We start from the raw sequence: 17,906 nt of genomic DNA, 5'->3' as shown, positions 1-17,906 counted from the left end.
TTGTGTTTGTATTGACGTACAAAACCCCGTATAATAATGTGGGTGTCAAAAAATGGCGAGGGAAGATTAACCGATGAAAAAAAACTTCGGCGTGTTATTATTGTTTCTGCTGCTCGGCTGGATGGCTGGAGCGTGGATCGCCAAGGCACTGCAGCCTGTAAAGGCCGTAGCCTTTCTAACCAAGGTCACAACGATTAGTTGGTCGCCTCAGGCTGATCTGGATATTTTCAGTTATGACCTTTCATTTCAATTTCAAATGAGCCTCTTAAGTCTGATCGGTATTATTGCAGCAGTATGGCTGTATCGCAGACTGTAGGAGAATGACGAATGTTGACTAAAAAAATAAACTAGTGACATCTATTATTGTGATTCGGACAGGTGTTGCCGTAGTATAAGGAGCCGTTAATGTTGAATAACACAGAGCAGCGCCCGATTATTCTGGCCTCCACATCGCCGCGGCGCAAGGAACTGATCGCATCACTCCATTTAGCGTTTGAAATTATACCAAGTTATGCAGACGAGAATACACCATCGGACTGGACACCGGAACAGACGGTGCAGGAACTTGCTCTGCGCAAGGCGCTTGCAGTGTATCGCGGACTTGAAGGTAGCGGGCAGGATGCTATTATCGTTGGCAGTGATACCGTAGTCGTGCTGGATAATGAGATTCTTGGCAAACCTGTCGACGAGGCGGATGCTGAACGGATGTTGTCACGACTGCAAGGGCGGGAGCATCGTGTGTTCACCGGCGTCGCTTGTATTGATGCAGTCAGCGGACATTCAGTGGTGCATTATCGTCAGACCGATGTAACGATGAAGGAACTGTCTGAAGCCACGATTCGCGCTTATGTGAAGACGGGAGAACCTTCGGATAAGGCAGGATCTTACGCTATTCAAGGTATTGGCGCTTCACTGATCGACCGCATTGAAGGGTGTTATTTTAATGTGGTGGGCTTGCCTCTATCCTTACTTAGTGACATGCTGGAGGGGTTTGGCGTGTATGTGTTGCCACAGACTTAAAAAAACGGATGCTGTGAAAAGAGGGAACATATGGAGTCGCCTCAGTACATGATGCGCGACATCCCCCAGGAAGAACGCCCGAGAGAACGCATGATGGAATACGGGGCGGGCGCCTTGAGCCATGCCGAATTGCTGGCTATATTACTTCGAACAGGCACCAGACAGGAATCAGCGATGCATATGGCACAGCGGATACTGAATCAAGCAGGTGGCATACGTTCGCTGATGGATCTGAGCCTTGCAGAGATGACAGCTATGAAGGGCATTGGACAAGCCAAAGCGGTTCAGCTCAAAGCTGGCATTGAACTAGGGCATCGCATTGCCAAGAGCCGGCTTGTTGCTTCGACATCAATCCGTACGCCGCGTGATGCTGCGGATATTTTAATGGAACAGCTGCGTTATTTACAGAAAGAACATTTTGTGTGTCTTTTTTTGAATAGCAAAAATCATATCATAGCCCAGGAAACACTCTCCATGGGTAGCCTTAATGCTTCGATTGTACATCCGCGTGAAGTATTTCGTGCCGCCATCAAATGCAGTAGTGCCTCAATTGTGTGTGCGCATAACCATCCTAGCGGTGACCCAACGCCCAGTCCGGAAGATATTCAGATAACCAAAAGACTGATTGAAGCCGGCGCAATTGTGGGCATTGACGTTCTGGACCACCTTGTTATTGGTGATGGAACATACGTAAGTTTGAAGGAGAAGGGCTTGGTATAATATAATGGTTGGCGTTGATGTTTTCCTATGAATGATAACGGACGTGTCCGTCAAAGATAGGTTCACTCTATTTTTACAGATTTAAAATACGATATGCGAATATTAGCTCCACGGTTTCGTGGGAATAAAAGTTATGCTCTTGCAATGAAACAGGAGCAGCAATATGAGGCAGAAAAGGAGAATACGTCATGTTTGGTGGTTTTACGAAAGATTTGGGTATTGATTTGGGGACAGCGAATACGCTGGTTTATGTGCGTGGTAAAGGAATTGTGGTGCGGGAGCCTTCGGTTGTTGCACTGCGTACGGATACAAAAAGCATTGAAGCGGTGGGGGAGTCTGCCAAAAAAATGATCGGTCGTACACCTGGTAACATTCGTGCCATTCGTCCAATGAAAGATGGCGTAATCGCTGACTTCGATACTACAGCAACGATGATCAAATACTTCATTCGTCAGGCACAGAAGCAACGCTCGATGTTCCAGCGTCATCCCAACGTGATGGTATGTGTACCATCCGGAATTACGGCAGTGGAGCAACGTGCGGTGGAAGATGCGACGAAACAGGCGGGAGCACGTGAGGCTTACACGATCGAAGAACCATTTGCAGCCGCTATTGGTGCGGATCTGCCCGTATGGGAACCAACAGGCAGTATGGTCGTTGATATTGGCGGCGGTACAACTGAAGTAGCGGTCATTTCTCTGGGGGGTATCGTAACTAGCCGTTCAGTGCGTGTAGCAGGCGACGAGATGGATGAATCCGTAATTCAGTACATCAAACGCCAATACAATCTGATGATCGGTGAGCGTACATCTGAGCAGTTGAAGATGGATATCGGCTCAGCTATGCCACTGGAGCAAGTAGAAACGATGGAAATTCGTGGACGTGATCTCGTGACAGGTCTGCCGAAGACGATCACTATCACTTCTGATGAGATCAGCGAAGCTCTGGCAGATACCGTGAATGCTATTGTTGAAGCGGTAAAAGTAACACTCGAGAAATGCCCTCCTGAGCTTGCAGCAGACATTATGGATCGTGGAATTGTCCTGACAGGCGGCGGAGCATTGCTTCGCAATCTGGATAAGTTGCTTGCGGGTGAGACAGGAATGCCTGTCATTGTTGCAGAGAACCCACTGGATTGTGTAGCAATCGGAACAGGTAAAGCACTGGAGAATATTCATATGTTTAAAAGCAGAAGCAGTTCAGCAGTTCGTTCCAAGCGTTAATGAATTGCTTGCCGCCTAATCCCTGATTGGGCGGCAGCACTTCAATGTAGATGGCCCGGTTAACCCGGGAGAGCTATAACCCGCTTAACAGGGGAGGGTCGACTGATATTCTCGCAGGGACTTAAGGTCTGATGCCTCCCCGCCGGGCTGGGCTCGGAAGAGAATAATGGATGTTAGAGGGTGTTGGAACTGTTTAAACTGCTGGGCAACAAAAGACTTTTTGTTTTGCTGGTGGGCCTTGTTACATTTATCGCGCTGATGGGCTTTACGCTTAGTCCGCGAGCCAATTTATCCTGGCCGGAGAAATTCCTGAAGGATTCAGTTGGATTTGTACAATACGTATTTTACAAGCCCGCTTCTTATGTAGCGGGCTTTTTCAAAGATGTAGCGAACATGCGTGCGGTATATGAGGAAAATGAAGAACTCCGTATTGCAATGGGGCACTATACACGTGACCGGCTGAAATACAATGATTTGGAGCAGACAAATCAGCAGCTCCAAAAGGCACTTAACTTCACTGAAGAGCAGAAGAATCGATATAACTACGGCTCACGAATTGCGCAGGTTATCAGTGCGAATTCCGATCCGAACAGCAGAACGATTAACATTGATATCGGAGAAAACGCAGGTATTAAACCAGGCATGGCTGTTACTTCGCAGGAAGGACTGGTTGGGGTGATCAGCCACGTCAGCTCATACACATCAACGGTGAATCTATTAACTTCGATGGATGCCAATGACCCAACATCGAATGCGATTGCAGCTACGGCTGTAGGCAAAGAGAAGGTGTTTGGCATGATCGAGAGTTATGATCCGAAGAGCGGCACGCTGAAGATGACGAAAATTTCGGAAGACTCCAATATAGCAGAAGATGATGAAATCATCTCTTCGGGTATTATCAATAATTTTCCGAAGTACATGCGCATTGGTAAAGTGAAGAGTGTGGAGAAGAGCGAATATGGTTTGACAAAGACAGCTACCATTGAGCCCTATGCGAACTTCCTCGATTGGAAAGAGTTGATTGTAATCATTCCGCCTGAGGTTAAACAATAATGGTTACGCGCAAACAGGTTCTGTTTCTGTTACTGTTCGTTCTGTTCATTGCTGAAGATACGATTCTGCCGCAGATCATTCCTTCGGCTTGGCAGATGCGTATTTCAGTCAATCTGGTTTATATCGTTATTCTGTTTTTTGCTGTGTATCATCACCGGCATACGGCATTGGTACTGGGTATCATGTTTGGTCTTCTGCATGACGTCGTCTTCTACGGGGAGATGATTGGGCCTTACGGATTCTCAATGGGATTATCCGCGTATACGATGGGACTCATATTTCAAGCACCGCGTGCACCGATGCCTATTATGGTTTCGGTTGTCCTGCTCGGAAGTTTGCTGAATGATACGATGTTATTTTTCTTATACAAACTCTTCCAGCTCAATCATGTGACCTTTGACTGGGCACTGATCGAATACATGATCCCTAATCTGTTTGTTCACTTTGTGTTTACCTTGATCATTTATGTTCCTCTGCGTAAACAGCTGGAGAAGATCGGCACACCGAAAAGCAAGGCAGATGAAGCTTCCTGATGACATTTATGGAGCAAGAAGCAGGAACTCGGGGACCAGGGCACGAAATGTAATGAGATGGGAGGGACAGGCTTATGACGGTAAAATCGAATCACGTAACGATTAAAGGCATCCGAGACGGCTTGGTTTTCCTGTTGGACGATCAGTGTGAATTCGAGGAATTGCTCTATGAGCTCCGCTATAAGCTGGAACACAGCCATCAAAACATTTTGACCGGACCGATAGTTCATGTGGATATCAAGCTTGGAGCGCGAGAAGTTACAGAAGACCAAAAAGAAGAGATTCTGGATGTTTTGAAGCAAAAAGGCAATCTGTTGATCCGTTCCATTGACTCGCCTGCACTTGTTCAGGAGGTCAAAGGTCCACCGCCAATTGTGACGATGTGTGGCATGGTACGGTCGGGTCAGGTGCTTCATCATGAGGGAAATCTTCTGTTTCTTGGAGATATCAATCCTGGCGGCACAGTAACGTGCACTGGGGATATATATGTATTGGGTTCACTCAGAGGTATGGCTCACGCCGGAATTAGCGGGGACGAAGAGGCAATTATCGCAGCATCGGTGTTTGCACCGACACAACTGCGTATTGCAGACGTGATCAGCCGTCCTCCGGATGAATGGGAGAGTCGTGAAACCGGAATGGAATTTGCTTACTTGCAGGACAATCAGATGCAGATCGACAAGATGAGCAATATCGTTCGGTTGCGCCGAGATTTTAATGTGTTTAAAGGAGTGTAGCTCATGGGAGAGGCGATCGTGATCACTTCGGGTAAAGGCGGCGTGGGTAAAACAACCACCTCGGCAAACATCGGGACAGCGCTGGCGCTGCTTGGCAAAAAGGTTTGTCTGGTCGATACGGATATCGGCCTTCGTAATCTGGATGTTGTGATGGGACTCGAGAACCGCATTATTTACGATCTGTGCGATGTTGCAGACGGCCGCTGCCGTCTGAATCAGGCTTTGGTGAAAGACAAGCGTTTCGAAGAATTATACATGTTGCCTGCAGCGCAGACGAGAGACAAAAACTCTGTATCGCCAGAACAGGTGAAGGATATCATCCTGGAACTTAAAAAAGATTTTGAATATGTCATTATTGACTGCCCGGCGGGTATCGAGCAGGGATTCAAAAATGCGGTAGCCGGAGCAGATCAGGCCATCGTGGTCACTACACCGGAAAATGCAGCAGTACGTGATGCGGATCGTGTTATCGGTTTGCTAGAGAGTTCACACATCCAGTCACCGAAACTGGTGGTGAACCGGATTCGCAATAATATGGTGAAGTCAGGCGACATGTTAGATATCGATGGTATTCTACAAGTACTTAATATCGACCTGATTGGTATCGTGCCGGATGATGAACTTGTCATCAAGGCCGCCAACTCAGGCGAACCTACAGTGATGAACCCGGATTCACTTGCAGCCATTGCCTATCGCAATATTGCAAGACGAATTTTGGGAGATACCGTGCCATTAATGCAGCTGGAGCAGAAAAAGGGTGCGTTTTCCCGTTTCAAGAAATTTTTTGGAATGGGTTAAATCATACGAATCACATAAAAAGAACATAGTAGACCGTAATTTAACGCTTACAGCCGGGGCATTGTGCCCGGCTTTTTTGTTTTCATTTAATTCGTCTGTTTAACGTGTAGCTTTATTTAGAGTTCTGTAGAGGGGCTTGTTCATATTCTCCGCTGCTGTTTCATAGGATGTAGTAAACAAGCCTCGGCGGGAGGACATGGCATGAATACAAAACTGAGAATTAAACAGAGAAGAGAAGAGCGGATTCGGCGGCTTATGGATGGGGCAGTGCATGAAGTATTACAAGAACAAAAGCCAGTTTTTCATTGGGAGAGTGAAGGGGAAAGAGATCGAGGCAGAGAAAGAGATAGAAAAATAGACCAAAGTATAGATGACAGTAAAGATCAGGGCAGAAATAGCGAGCGTGTTGAACTGGCTCGGCAAAAGCCGTTTACTTTTGTAGAGGAACCATCGGAACGAGATCCGGAATGGCTATGGAAAAAGGAGAATGGACATTTTGGTCCTACAGGGCGTTCTGGTTTTAATTTATTTCGATCGTTGCTGCGGCGCACAATAGTTAGTGCCGTTATATTTGCAGGCGTGTGGGGACTGTTCCAACTAAATGCATCGTGGACAGTAGCACCCAAGACGGTCATTGCTGATATGCTTCATAACGATATGGATTTTGCAGCGGCTACGGCATGGTATGAACGGAATTTTGGTGGAACACCCTCTTTCTTGCCAGTGCTTGGACACACCACCGATGTAGTGAACGGCTCAGGGATGCGCCCTCTCTTGGGGAAACCAATCTCGGGAACGGTAGTGCAGCCGTTTGCGCTGAGCATGAAGGGGATTGAAATTGTTCCTGAGGCGGCGACAGCTGGAGGACTGGTGCAAGTAGTCAGCTCGGGCGCGGGACGTGTACTCGAGGTTCTCGGAGATGTTTCCACGGGGTATACCGTTGTTATTCAACACGCCGGCAAGGTAACAGCCATATATGGCCGGATGAATGAGATCGACGTCCAGGTGAGTGATTGGGTTGAAGCGGGAAATGCGGTAGGAAGTTTGAAGGCCGGAAGCACGAAACAGCCGGCAACGCTCTATTTTGCGATAAAAGAAGGAGAAAATTACGTGGACCCCGCGGAAGTGGTTGCCCTTGATTAGGGTCTGGGGTGTGCGAATCTCGCTTCACCCGTTTTTTGTCATTATTATGATGACCTCTTTGCTAACTGGACATTTTATTGAACTGATTACGTTGTTTGCTATCGTATTTATTCATGAATGCGGACATGCTGCTGCGGCAGCCCTTCTGGGCTGCCGTGTACTGTCCATACAGATGCTGCCTTTCGGAGGGGTGGCAGTCATCGAAGATGGCGGTAAACTCACAGCTTATCGCGAGATTGTAATTGCTTTGGCAGGTCCGCTACAGAATGTGTTAATGGTTGGCATTGTGCTGTTATTACGTCAGTTTCAGTTGGGTGATCCTGTATTTCTGGATTATATCATTCAGGCGAACCTGCTTATTGCCCTGTTTAATCTGTTGCCTGTGCTACCACTGGATGGAGGTAAGATTGTTCAAGCTGTGGTCAGCCTATGGGCTCCATACTATACCACGCTCATGTGGACTTATCGTATCAGTATCCTGTGCAGTACAGGGGTTATTTTGGCTGCGGTTATACAGTGGTTTTCTGGCGATTACGGGCTTCCGTTAAACCTTTTATTAATAGGCCTTTTTTTGTTTTACTCTAATTTTACCGATTATCGGAACGTGCCTTATCGATTTATCCGTTTTCTGATGAACCGGGAAGCTGTTTTCGTCCGGCATGCAGCTACAGGCAGTTTGGTCCAGCCAATAATCTCGTTTCCGGCGAAACCTTTGGACACAATTTTGCGTCTATTAAAAAGAGAGAGATACCACATGGTATACGTGATGAACAAGCAGGGGCGTATAATGGCAGTTTTGCCTGAGCAGCGCGTGATCGGTTCTTATTTTCAACAAAATACGGATAAATTGTGATAGCTGCTGATGAACCTGCTCTCAAACGGGGTAATACATTATTGATCAATATTGCCCAGAATATGAAATGGATGTGGATGAATTGAAGGGTCTTCTAGAGGTGAAGCCATGAAACAAATGATTTTACATAATGAACATAACCTCATGCAAATGGCGCTTCTGGAAGAAGGCAAAGCTGTGGAGTTCACGGCAGAGCGTACACGCGAGCGCGGGCTACTCGGCTCCTTTTTCAAGGGACGTGTAGTGAATGTGTTACCGGGTATGCAGGCTGCCTTTGTGGATATCGGTCAGAAAAAGAATGCGTTTCTGTATGTGGATGATGTGCTTCATCCCCATCTCGAGAAGCAGCCGAAAGTAAAACCTTCCATCTCGGAACTGCTGCGTCCGGGTCAGGAATTAATTGTACAGGTTCTGAAGGAACCGGTAGGAAGCAAAGGTGCCCGGGTGACTACGCATTATTCACTTCCGGGCCGCTGGCTTGTCTACATGCCTGTAGCGGGTTATGTGGCTGTGTCCAAAAAGATTGCCCGGGAGGGAGATCGTTCCCGTCTCAAAGCGATGGGGGAGCAGTTGCTAAGGGATGAAGAGGGCTTGATTATTCGTACCGTATCTGCGGAAGAACCTTATGAGGCGATTCAGACTGATTTGGAGGCATTGCGCGTTCAGTGGCTTCTGATTCGAGAAAAAGCAGACAGTTTGCCTTCTCCAAGCTTGTTGCACCAGGATCAAAGCATGATTCAGCGAGTGATCAGAGATGTGTACACGCCTGGTAGTGACGAGGTGATTACGGATAGTGAAGGACAGGCTCGCGTAATTCGATCCCTGCTTGAAGAGATCTGTCCAGGGCACGAGCCTCAGGTTCAAGTATATTCCGGAACGGAATCCATCTTTGATGCGTATGGCGTACAGGAGCAACTGAACAAGGATTTTGCCCGCAAAGTCTGGTTACCTGGCGGGGGATATATCGTTATTGATCATACCGAAGCGCTGACAGTGATTGATGTTAATACCGGAAAATATACAGGTGCAGGCGGAGACAGTCTGGAAGAAACGGTTACTGAAACTAACATGCAGGCTGCACTCGAGATTGCAAGGTTAATGCGGCTGAGAGATATCGGCGGTATGATTATCGTGGATTTCATTGATATGGAAGAGGCGTCTAATCGGCATGAAGTGGCTGGTGCACTGGAGCAAGAATTACGGAAGGATCGAACGAAAGCTTTTGTTCTGGGGTGGACCAAGCTGGGATTGCTTGAACTGACTCGTAAAAAGGTGAGAGAAGAAAGCACACTGCCCTATGTGGAGCCTTGTTCTTCCTGTCACGGGACGGGGAAAAGATATATTTCACCTTTGCATTGATTTTTAGTATGGTGCGTGATATACTAATCAAGTATGTGTTTAGCCTATTGGTCTTGCACATGCTGTAACCGCACTGGCCAGGTATAAGAACAGTTCCGCAAGGTACTGTCACCTGAGAACGGGCGAGTCTGAGACATGAGGAGGTGCAAGGCAAATGTACGCAATTATTGAAACAGGCGGCAAACAGTACAAAGTCCAAGAGGGCGATGTTCTGTTCATCGAGAAATTGAATGCGAACGACGGCGAAAGCGTAACGTTCGACCGTGTCCTGGCTGTATCTAACGATCAAGGTTTGACAGCAGGTACACCATTGGTTTCCGGAGCTACTGTAACGGCTAAAGTGGAGAAACATGGCAAAGGTCAAAAGGTTGTTGTATACAAATACAAACCGAAAAAGAACTACCATGTGAAGCAAGGTCACCGTCAACCGTACACTAAAGTAACTATCGAAAAAATCAAAGCGTAAGAAGGTGCGATAAGTGATTATCGTTCAAATCTTTCGTGATGAGGACGGGAACATCGAACGCTTTTCCATCGAAGGGCATGCCAATTTTGCCAAGCGGGGAGAAGATATCGTATGTGCCGGGGTATCTGCTGTTACAGTGGGTACAGTGAACTCGATTGAAGCATTGACTGGTGTCGAGATGGATGCCAAGATGAAGAATGGCTTTTTAAGCGGTTCTTTGCCGGTGCTTGCAAAAGGGGAAACTTTTTCTCAGGTACAGTTGTTGCTCGAATCCATGGTAGTTATGCTCTCTAATATTGCAGAGTCATACGGGAAGTATATTCAAATACAGCAACACCAATAAGCGAAGAAGGAGGAAAACCAATCATGTTGAAATTAAATCTTCAGTTGTTCGCATCGAAAAAAGGTGTAGGTTCCACGAAGAACGGACGTGACAGTAATGCACAACGTCTGGGTGTTAAACGTGCAGATGGCCAAACTGTAACTGGTGGTAGCATTCTCGTTCGCCAACGCGGAACGAAAATTCACCCAGGTACAAACGTGGGTATCGGTAAAGATGACACTTTGTTCGCGAAAATCGACGGCGTTGTTAAATTCGAACGTTGGGGTCGCGATCGCAAAAAAGTAAGCATCTACCCTGTTGACGTTGCTCCAGTAGCAGCTGCAGTAGAAGCTTAATATCGGCATTCCGCCTAAGGAGCCTTCGGCATTTTTGCCGGAGGTTTTTTGCATTCTGCGACTATTCGATAATGAACTGGCAGAAAAGACATGTTATACTTGGTTACGGTGGGTTGAAACCAACCGAGTTTTGTAGAACGGGGAGAAGCCATGAAATCCTGGAAAAGAGTGCCGTGGATTGCGGCATGTTCACTTGTGATTCCTTTGGTTTTCGTTATGCTGTATCCGGCGGCCTTGGCGAGCGTCGTTTGCGCATTGTGGTCCGTTGCGGCGATGTTCATTTCTGTATATGCACTGAAAAGGCAAGCGGAAGCGGAACGCAAAACCATCATACAATCCATGGAAAAAACAGCAATAGCCTCATTAAATCATCATAGGCATGACTGGATGAACGATCTTCAGGTGTTATATGGATATCTTCGGCTGGGCAAACTTGATAAATCTCTGCAGTGTGTGGAAAGAATAAAAGAGCGGGTCACGGAAGAAAGCCGGATATCCAAATTAGGCATTCCTTCTCTCGTATTTTATTTGCAGTCTTTTCGAGCCAGTGGAGTTGCGCTGGAATTGCATGTGCAAGTGGAAGAAGAGTTGCAGCTCAGTGCTCTGGTCTCTCCCGAGGATGGCGAGTCGCTTACGGGGGCGATTGCGGATGCAATTCGGGCCTACCAATATGGCGGTGGCCGGTCGTCTTGGGGAGAGGTTCGTAAACTGACCTTGAACTTCGGACAGGATCATGGAGATGTTGTCGTCAGGCTGGACGGTGATCAAACCCTTGATCCGGAAGCGCTGCGGCAATTAACGGCCGTACTCAAAGGTAAAAAAGTCAGAACGGAGCAGCTTCCGTCTGGGGATACGTTTGTACAATTCAGAATGCCTTGTGGAATATAGGAAGAAGGGGTAACCAATGTTTGTTGATAAAGCGAAGATTTATGTAAAAGCCGGAGATGGAGGGGACGGCATCGTCTCTTTCCGTCGTGAGAAATATGTACCGGAGGGTGGTCCTGCTGGCGGCGATGGCGGCCGGGGAGCCGATATTATTTTCCGGGTAGATGAAGGTCTGCGAACGTTGATGGACTTTCGCTACCAGCGTCACTTCAAAGCTCCACGTGGAGAAAAGGGACGTAACAAAAGCCAGCATGGTGCAAATGCAGAGAACATGATTGTACGTATCCCGCCGGGTACGACTGTTGTGGATGAAGATAGCGGAGAAGTGTTAGCCGATCTTACACGTCATGGGCAGCAGGTTGTTGTTGCAAAGGGTGGCCGGGGCGGTCGGGGGAACATTCGTTTTGCAACGCCGAGAAATCCTGCTCCTGAACTAGCCGAGAATGGTGAAGAAGGCCAAGAGCGTTATATTGTGCTTGAGCTTAAAGTCATGGCGGATGTGGGACTAGTAGGATTCCCGAGTGTGGGTAAATCCACATTGCTGTCCGTTGTATCTGCTGCCAAGCCAAAGATTGGGGCATACCACTTTACAACTATTACACCTAACTTGGGTGTCGTTGATGTGGGTGAGGGCCGCGGTTTTGTTATGGCCGATTTGCCGGGTCTAATTGAAGGGGCGCATGAGGGTGTTGGACTTGGACATGAATTCCTGCGACATGTTGAGCGGACACGGGTGATTATTCATGTTGTGGATATGTCCGGTTCAGAAGGGCGCGATCCTTTCGAAGACTGGCAGAAAATTAATGATGAGCTGAGACTATATAATCCACTCCTTGCCGAGAGACCGCAGGTTGTAGCTGCGAACAAGATGGATATGCCGGATTCCGAAGCTAATCTGGAGCAATTTTTGCAACAGGTTCGTGAAGTGAAGCCAGATATTGAAGTCATGCCTATTTCGTCTCTGACTCGTCAAGGTATTCAGGAATTGTTGTACCGTGCGGCTGATCTGCTGGATCAGATTCCGGATGAGCCTGAGGTAGAAGAAGTGGTTGATCTTTCCGAGCGTAAAGTATACAGTTTGGAGAAAAAAGAGGACGAAGGTTTCCGTATTGTGCGTGAGAACGATACATTCATTGTGGAAAGCGCCAAGATTGATCGTATGATGAAACGGATGCAGTTGAATTCACACGAGGCCATTCTGAAGCTGGCACGCACACTTCGTTACATGGGTGTGGATGATGAACTTCGTAAACGCGGCGCAGTGGAAGGCACGATTGTGCGCATTGGAGATTTCGAGTTTGAATTCGTGGAAAGCAGCAGTTACTATTAAGCCGTTAGGTTGCAAAATCAATACTTTAAACATCATCGGCTGATGATTGCTAAACAAAAATGAGAAACGCAGTAGAGCGGGAAGTTACCGTGATGCTGCGTTTTTTTGTTTGTTTTCTGACATGGGAGAGAGAAGCTTGTATAATGTGAGAAACAGTTTTTGAAAAATAGACATGTCACGTATTGCCCTTTTGTGATTCATCCTATATAATGTCCACTATATGAATACATGAGTCTTTGAGGAGAGGACGTTCTGTGAATGAACGCTATTACTTAGTACGGGAAGATATTTTACCAGAGGCTGTGGTAAAAACGATGCAGGTGAAAGAGTTGCTTGCTTCCGGTGATGTCAAAACAGTGCATGAGGCCGTCGAGCAGGTTGGATTAAGCCGAAGTGCCTTTTACAAGTACAAAGATGGAATCCATCTGATCAATCAGCTGGAGCGTGAACGAATCGTAACCATCTCGATCGACCTGGAGCATCAGTCTGGTATTTTGTCTCGTGTGCTTGGACATTTTGCGGGTTATGGAGCCAACGTACTTACGATTAATCAGAGTATTCCGCTTCAGGGAAGAGCCAATGTTGTCATTTCCGTGGAAACGACGCATCTGCATGGAGAGATTGGAGAAATGCTGGATCGAATGCAAGATATGCCTGGGGTGAAGCGTACACGGATCGTAGGCCAAGGTTAATCGGGCTTTGAGAATATAGGATTAGACAATAGGGGGTAGGTCGTTAGTGAAACCGGTAAAAGTCGGATTGTTGGGCCTGGGCACGGTTGGAACGGGCGTTGTCCGAATTGTGGAAGGGAATCAAGAGGATTTAAGCAGCCAGGTGGGATCGCCAATAATTATTGAGAAAATTGCGGTGAAGAACACGGAGAAAGAGCGTGTTATACCCATTGACCGGGCGAAGCTGACGGAGAACCCTTGGGATGTCATTCGTCACCCGGACATTGATGTTATCGTTGAAGTGATGGGCGGCATTGATCAGACGAAAGAATATATTCTTGAAGCACTGGAACGTGGAAAACATATCGTAACAGCGAACAAGGATCTTATGGCATTGCACGGTTCAGAGATTCTGGCTAAAGCACAGGAAAAGCAATGTGATGTGTTTTATGAAGCCAGTGTGGCTGGGGGCATCCCGATTATCCGCACGCTGATTGAAGGTTTCTCTTCGGACCGGATTACGCGAATTATGGGGATTGTAAACGGAACAACGAACTATATTTTGACGAAAATGAGTCAGGAAGGCGCATCTTATAAAGAGGTGCTAGCAGAAGCCCAGGCTCTAGGGTACGCGGAAACAGATCCAACTTCGGATGTGGAAGGACTCGATGCTGCTCGTAAGATGGCAATCTTGGGTACCCTCGGTTTCCGTACGAATGTGGAATTGAAAGATGTTGCCGTTAAGGGCATCTCTTCCGTCACACGTGAGGATATAATGTATGCCAAAAGACTAGGTTATGAGTTGAAGCTCCTTGGCATCGCAGATCGCATCGATGACGAGATTACGATTAGTGTGCAACCAACGATGGTGAGAAAGAACCATCCAATCGCAGCGGTAAACGGTGTGTTCAACGCCGTGTATGTGCATGGTGAGGCGGTAGGCGAGACGATGTTTTATGGAGCAGGAGCGGGTGAATTGCCAACAGCGACTTCCGTAGTTGCTGACATCGTTGCCGTAACGAAAAACCTCAAGCTTGGCGTAAACGGAGTAAAAGCGATCGTGCCATATAAACAGAAAAGACTGCAGAGTGATGAGCAGATTTTTTCGAAAAATTTTATATTACTGCACGTGGACGACAAAGCAGGGGTACTGGCACAGATTACGCAAATTTTTGCCGAGTATGAAGTCAGTCTCGCTTCGGTTGTGCAACAGCCGAATGAGCACAATCCAGATGCTGAGATCATTATCGTTACGCATAACGCAAGTAAGGCCAGCATGGACAAAGTACTGAAGCACTTTGAATCACTCAACGTGATTCGCCGGATTAAGAGTGTTTACCGCGTAGAAGGTTAGTTGTTAAGTCATCTTAAAATGAAATCATTATAAATTTCTATTGTGCAAGCAAGCCATAATCAATTATTTAGATTAATTAAACTTAAAGGAGTTTACCTACAATGAGATATCAAGGATTATTACAAACGTACAAAGAGAACCTTCCAGTCAATGAAAATACGCCACAGCTTACACTTCAAGAAGGAAATACACCGCTGATTCATGCAGAAAATCTGTCGAAAGAACTCGGTTTGAATTTGTATTTCAAATATGAAGGCTTGAATCCTACAGGATCTTTCAAGGATCGCGGAATGGTAATGGCTGTTGCTAAAGCAATGGAGGAAGGTAGCCGTACAATTATGTGTGCGTCCACAGGGAATACATCTGCAGCTGCAGCAGCATACGCCGCACGCGGTGGTCTGAATTGTATCGTTTTGATTCCCAATAACAATATTGCCCTCGGTAAACTCGCTCAAGCCATGATTTACGGTGCCAAAGTTATCGCCATCAATGGTAACTTTGACCGTGCCCTTGAGATCGTCCGTGAGATTACGGCTAAACACCCGATTACACTTGTGAACTCTGTCAATCCATACCGGATTGAAGGACAGAAAACAGCTGCTTTCGAAGTGGTTGAGCAATTGGGTGAAGCACCTGACGTTCTTGCCATTCCAGTTGGTAATGCGGGTAACATCTCGGCATACTGGAAAGGCTTTAAAGAGTATAAAGAAGCAGGTAAAGCGAATACGTTACCCCGTATGGTTGGCTTCGAGGCAGAAGGAGCTATGGCCATCGTTAAAGGAGAGCCAATTCTTGAGCCGGAAACCGTAGCTACAGCGATTCGAATCGGTAACCCAGCCAGCTGGAAAACGGCAGTGGCTGCAGCTGAAGAGTCCGGTGGTCAGATTAACTACGTTACAGATGACGAAATCTTGGCAGCATACCGCACCATTGCAGCACGTGAAGGGGTATTTGCTGAACCTGCTTCTGCTGCATCTGTAGCTGGTGTGTACAAATTGCATAGTGAGGGCTACTTCAAAGGCGGAGAAACCGTTGTATGTGTATTGACAGGTAACGGACTGAAAGATCCGAATGTAGCAATTAAGACGGCTGCTGTGGAACCACTGGTCGTTGAAGATACGGAAGAAGCGGTTATGGCAGCTATTGCCCAACTGGAGCAGCAGTCTGTATGAGCTTGCGTGAAAAAGTAACCGTCAAAATCCCGGCAAGCACTGCCAATCTGGGTCCAGGGTTTGATACCCTGGGCATGGCGTTGTCTTTGTATGCCTGGCTTGAGTTTAAACCTGCATCTCAGACGACATTTCATCTGTATGGAGATCATCTAACCGGTTTACCTACGGATAAGTCAAATCTGATCTATGAAGTCGCGCAAATGGTATTTGATGAGGCTGGGGTCTCTGTACCTGAGCTTGAAATTTCGATGTATTCAGATATCCCTCTTACTCGAGGACTTGGAAGCAGTGCTTCGGCAATTGTCGGTGCGCTTGCCGGTGCTAATGCATTGATCGGCAATCCGTTATCGAATGATAAGCTGCTAGACATGGCTACAGCACTGGAGAAACATCCAGACAACGTTGGTGCATCGTTATATGGAGGTATCATTACTGCAGCTTGGGACGGTCAGCATGTGGACTACATCCGTATTGAGCCTCACCAGGATCTGCAGTCTCTGGTTATCGTGCCGGACTTCCAGTTGTCGACTTCTAAAGCGAGGGATATTGTTCCCAAGCAGTTTGGAATGTCCGATGTTGTACACAATGTGAGTCGTTCTTCGTTGCTCGTTGCTGCATTAGCCAGCGGACGACTCGATATGATTCAGAAGGCGATGTCGGACCGAATTCACCAGCCGTATCGTGCATCACTGGTACCTGGCATGACGGAGATTTTGGAACATGCTACCGACCATGGCGCATTGGGTGCAGCATTAAGTGGGGCCGGGCCAACGGTCCTTGCACTGGTGGATCGTCACGATACCCGGAAGGCAGAGTTGGAGCAATACTTAATGGGGGTTATGAAGCAGGAGGGGATCACAGCCTCTGCTTTGTGGCTGGACCCGGATTTGGACGGCGTGGTTATAATGCCGGATCAAGATGAACGTCCTTTTTTGGACAGAATCAAAGGGGAAGTTAACGAATGAAACGAATTGCAGTATTACCAGAAGGCTCAGTCTCACACGAAGCAATCGATTTCCTTTTTGATGGGGAAGCCCTGGATTTGCGGCACTCCAAACTCATTTCGGACATATTTCGTGCGGTTGATAACGGGAGTGTACAGTACAGTGTGATTCCGTTTGAAAATACAATTGAAGGTTCTGTTAGCCTGCATATGGACTGGCTTGTAAATGAGGTCGATATCCCGATGCAAGCGGAGTGGGTGTACCCCTCCATTCAGAATGTTATCGGACATGGGAATGAATTTGTCACGGGCGATGGCACATATGATTTTGGTAAAATCACCAAGATTCTATCCCATCCTGTGGCGATCCCGCAGTGTCAGAATTTTATTCGGCAACATTCACCTGATGCAGATCTCGAAGGCGTCAACAGCACAGCTGAGGCAGTGGAGATTGTGAAGAAAAACCCAGGAAAGGGCTGGGTGGCAATCGGTACGAAGCTTGCGGCTCAAAAGCATGGTCTCGATATCATGGCTGAACGTGTGACGGATCATGACAATAACTACACCCGTTTTGTACTAATTGGCCGTGAACCGGTCGACATTCCGCGTCAGCCGGATCATGTGAAGACAAGCTTGCTTGTTACATTGCCTGAGGATGCACCAGGTGCACTCCATCAGGTGTTGTCGGCTTTTGCCTGGAGAAAGCTGAACTTGACTCGTCTTGAATCTCGTCCAACGAAGAAACGTTTGGGCAGTTACTACTTTTACATTGATGTCATTGAATCGTTGGATTCCGTATTGCTCACGGCAGCCATGGCTGAAATCGAGGCATTGAATTGCCAGGTGCGTGTTCTTGGAAGTTATCCATGTTATTCATACCCTTCACTGAGATAACCGGATTGTGGTTAGTGGTTGGGTAATGCAAAGAGGTCGTCCGGCTTCTGTGTGATATAAGAGAGTTTTTTCGT

The 17,906-nt window shown here is 47.2% G+C and carries 21 protein-coding genes and 1 other annotated feature; all 21 genes read left to right on the top strand.

Annotated features, from left to right (window positions below; genetic code table 11):
• Positions 1 to 73 precede the first annotated feature (73 nt).
• The 21 genes from AC1VYS_RS22455 (at position 74) to pheA (ending at position 17,832) form a co-directional block, all read left to right on the top strand.
• Positions 74 to 316, top strand: coding sequence for a DUF4321 domain-containing protein (locus AC1VYS_RS22455; protein ID WP_441930836.1), 243 nt, complete (start codon positions 74 to 76; stop codon positions 314 to 316).
• A gap of 92 nt (positions 317 to 408) precedes the next feature.
• Positions 409 to 1,020 carry a Maf family protein gene (locus tag AC1VYS_RS22450; RefSeq protein ID WP_482911531.1) on the top strand — a complete coding sequence of 204 codons (612 nt, stop codon included), beginning with the start codon at positions 409 to 411 and terminating at the stop codon, positions 1,018 to 1,020.
• Between the two features lie 30 nt (positions 1,021 to 1,050).
• Positions 1,051 to 1,740: a RadC family protein gene (gene radC / locus AC1VYS_RS22445; protein ID WP_482911530.1), complete on the top strand. Its 690-nt coding sequence runs from the start codon at positions 1,051 to 1,053 to the stop codon at positions 1,738 to 1,740.
• A 188-nt stretch (positions 1,741 to 1,928) separates the two neighbouring features.
• Entirely contained in the window at positions 1,929 to 2,963 is a 1,035-nt protein-coding gene (locus tag AC1VYS_RS22440; protein WP_090919103.1) for a rod shape-determining protein, read from the top strand.
• A 180-nt stretch (positions 2,964 to 3,143) separates the two neighbouring features.
• The gene (gene mreC / locus AC1VYS_RS22435; RefSeq protein ID WP_482911529.1) at positions 3,144 to 4,016 is read left to right on the top strand and encodes a rod shape-determining protein MreC; all 873 of its coding nucleotides are present in this window, start codon (positions 3,144 to 3,146) and stop codon (positions 4,014 to 4,016) included.
• Positions 4,016 to 4,549 (top strand): rod shape-determining protein MreD, encoded by a 534-nt coding sequence (locus AC1VYS_RS22430; protein WP_441930826.1) that lies wholly within the window; start codon positions 4,016 to 4,018, stop codon positions 4,547 to 4,549. Before mreC ends, AC1VYS_RS22430 begins: the two co-directional genes overlap by 1 nt.
• A 74-nt stretch (positions 4,550 to 4,623) precedes the next feature.
• Positions 4,624 to 5,286, top strand: a complete 663-nt coding sequence (gene minC, locus AC1VYS_RS22425; protein WP_482911528.1) for a septum site-determining protein MinC — start codon at positions 4,624 to 4,626, stop codon at positions 5,284 to 5,286.
• Positions 5,287 to 5,289: 3 nt separating this feature from the next.
• Positions 5,290 to 6,084, top strand: a complete 795-nt coding sequence (gene minD / locus AC1VYS_RS22420; RefSeq protein ID WP_024633965.1) for a septum site-determining protein MinD — start codon at positions 5,290 to 5,292, stop codon at positions 6,082 to 6,084.
• A 201-nt stretch (positions 6,085 to 6,285) separates the two neighbouring features.
• Positions 6,286 to 7,227 (top strand): peptidoglycan DD-metalloendopeptidase family protein, encoded by a 942-nt coding sequence (locus AC1VYS_RS22415; protein WP_482911527.1) that lies wholly within the window; start codon positions 6,286 to 6,288, stop codon positions 7,225 to 7,227.
• Positions 7,220 to 8,080 (top strand): M50 family metallopeptidase, encoded by an 861-nt coding sequence (locus tag AC1VYS_RS22410; RefSeq protein ID WP_482911526.1) that lies wholly within the window; start codon positions 7,220 to 7,222, stop codon positions 8,078 to 8,080. The genes AC1VYS_RS22415 and AC1VYS_RS22410 overlap by 8 nt, the downstream gene beginning before the upstream one ends.
• Positions 8,081 to 8,188: 108 nt before the next feature.
• Positions 8,189 to 9,439: an Rne/Rng family ribonuclease gene (locus AC1VYS_RS22405; protein ID WP_482911525.1), complete on the top strand. Its 1,251-nt coding sequence runs from the start codon at positions 8,189 to 8,191 to the stop codon at positions 9,437 to 9,439.
• A 56-nt stretch (positions 9,440 to 9,495) separates the two neighbouring features.
• Positions 9,496 to 9,579: a sequence feature (ribosomal protein L21 leader region), on the top strand.
• Between the two features lie 14 nt (positions 9,580 to 9,593).
• Positions 9,594 to 9,905, top strand: coding sequence for a 50S ribosomal protein L21 (gene rplU, locus AC1VYS_RS22400; protein ID WP_090919085.1), 312 nt, complete (start codon positions 9,594 to 9,596; stop codon positions 9,903 to 9,905).
• A gap of 13 nt (positions 9,906 to 9,918) precedes the next feature.
• Positions 9,919 to 10,248: a ribosomal-processing cysteine protease Prp gene (locus AC1VYS_RS22395; protein WP_482911524.1), complete on the top strand. Its 330-nt coding sequence runs from the start codon at positions 9,919 to 9,921 to the stop codon at positions 10,246 to 10,248.
• 23 nt (positions 10,249 to 10,271) lie between these two features.
• Positions 10,272 to 10,583: a 50S ribosomal protein L27 gene (gene rpmA / locus AC1VYS_RS22390; protein WP_110898889.1), complete on the top strand. Its 312-nt coding sequence runs from the start codon at positions 10,272 to 10,274 to the stop codon at positions 10,581 to 10,583.
• A 150-nt stretch (positions 10,584 to 10,733) separates the two neighbouring features.
• On the top strand, positions 10,734 to 11,471 hold the full coding sequence (locus AC1VYS_RS22385) for a Spo0B domain-containing protein (protein WP_482911523.1): 738 nt from the start codon (positions 10,734 to 10,736) through the stop codon (positions 11,469 to 11,471).
• A 16-nt stretch (positions 11,472 to 11,487) separates the two neighbouring features.
• Positions 11,488 to 12,798: a GTPase ObgE gene (obgE, locus tag AC1VYS_RS22380; protein ID WP_482911522.1), complete on the top strand. Its 1,311-nt coding sequence runs from the start codon at positions 11,488 to 11,490 to the stop codon at positions 12,796 to 12,798.
• A gap of 254 nt (positions 12,799 to 13,052) precedes the next feature.
• Positions 13,053 to 13,490, top strand: a complete 438-nt coding sequence (locus AC1VYS_RS22375) for an ACT domain-containing protein (RefSeq protein WP_110898886.1) — start codon at positions 13,053 to 13,055, stop codon at positions 13,488 to 13,490.
• Between the two features lie 46 nt (positions 13,491 to 13,536).
• Complete coding sequence (locus AC1VYS_RS22370) at positions 13,537 to 14,823, top strand: homoserine dehydrogenase (protein WP_482911521.1); 1,287 nt, start codon at positions 13,537 to 13,539, stop codon at positions 14,821 to 14,823.
• Positions 14,824 to 14,924: 101 nt separating this feature from the next.
• On the top strand, positions 14,925 to 15,995 hold the full coding sequence (thrC, locus tag AC1VYS_RS22365) for a threonine synthase (protein WP_482911520.1): 1,071 nt from the start codon (positions 14,925 to 14,927) through the stop codon (positions 15,993 to 15,995).
• On the top strand, positions 15,992 to 16,960 hold the full coding sequence (gene thrB, locus AC1VYS_RS22360; RefSeq protein WP_482911519.1) for a homoserine kinase: 969 nt from the start codon (positions 15,992 to 15,994) through the stop codon (positions 16,958 to 16,960). Before thrC ends, thrB begins: the two co-directional genes overlap by 4 nt.
• Positions 16,957 to 17,832, top strand: a complete 876-nt coding sequence (gene pheA, locus AC1VYS_RS22355) for a prephenate dehydratase (protein WP_482911518.1) — start codon at positions 16,957 to 16,959, stop codon at positions 17,830 to 17,832. Before thrB ends, pheA begins: the two co-directional genes overlap by 4 nt.
• Positions 17,833 to 17,906: the final 74 nt, after the last annotated feature.

Source organism: Paenibacillus sp. G34 (genome assembly GCF_056856875.1).
This window is presented reverse-complemented; position numbering and strand designations above follow the sequence as displayed.

Bases quoted from the DNA above. Each gene is read 5' to 3' on its own strand.
- thrC (WP_482911520.1), top strand. From the start codon at position 14,925: ATGAGATATCAAGGATTATTACAAACGTACAAAGAGAACCTTCCAGTC.
- pheA (WP_482911518.1), top strand. From the start codon at position 16,957: ATGAAACGAATTGCAGTATTACCAGAAGGCTCAGTCTCACACGAAGCA.
- AC1VYS_RS22405 (WP_482911525.1), top strand. From the start codon at position 8,189: ATGAAACAAATGATTTTACATAATGAACATAACCTCATGCAAATGGCG.
- minC (WP_482911528.1), top strand. From the start codon at position 4,624: ATGACGGTAAAATCGAATCACGTAACGATTAAAGGCATCCGAGACGGC.
- AC1VYS_RS22455 (WP_441930836.1), top strand. From the start codon at position 74: ATGAAAAAAAACTTCGGCGTGTTATTATTGTTTCTGCTGCTCGGCTGG.
- AC1VYS_RS22415 (WP_482911527.1), top strand. From the start codon at position 6,286: ATGAATACAAAACTGAGAATTAAACAGAGAAGAGAAGAGCGGATTCGG.
- rpmA (WP_110898889.1), top strand. From the start codon at position 10,272: ATGTTGAAATTAAATCTTCAGTTGTTCGCATCGAAAAAAGGTGTAGGT.
- AC1VYS_RS22385 (WP_482911523.1), top strand. From the start codon at position 10,734: ATGAAATCCTGGAAAAGAGTGCCGTGGATTGCGGCATGTTCACTTGTG.
- rplU (WP_090919085.1), top strand. From the start codon at position 9,594: ATGTACGCAATTATTGAAACAGGCGGCAAACAGTACAAAGTCCAAGAG.
- obgE (WP_482911522.1), top strand. From the start codon at position 11,488: ATGTTTGTTGATAAAGCGAAGATTTATGTAAAAGCCGGAGATGGAGGG.
- thrB (WP_482911519.1), top strand. From the start codon at position 15,992: ATGAGCTTGCGTGAAAAAGTAACCGTCAAAATCCCGGCAAGCACTGCC.
- minD (WP_024633965.1), top strand. From the start codon at position 5,290: ATGGGAGAGGCGATCGTGATCACTTCGGGTAAAGGCGGCGTGGGTAAA.
- AC1VYS_RS22430 (WP_441930826.1), top strand. From the start codon at position 4,016: ATGGTTACGCGCAAACAGGTTCTGTTTCTGTTACTGTTCGTTCTGTTC.
- AC1VYS_RS22440 (WP_090919103.1), top strand. From the start codon at position 1,929: ATGTTTGGTGGTTTTACGAAAGATTTGGGTATTGATTTGGGGACAGCG.
- radC (WP_482911530.1), top strand. From the start codon at position 1,051: ATGGAGTCGCCTCAGTACATGATGCGCGACATCCCCCAGGAAGAACGC.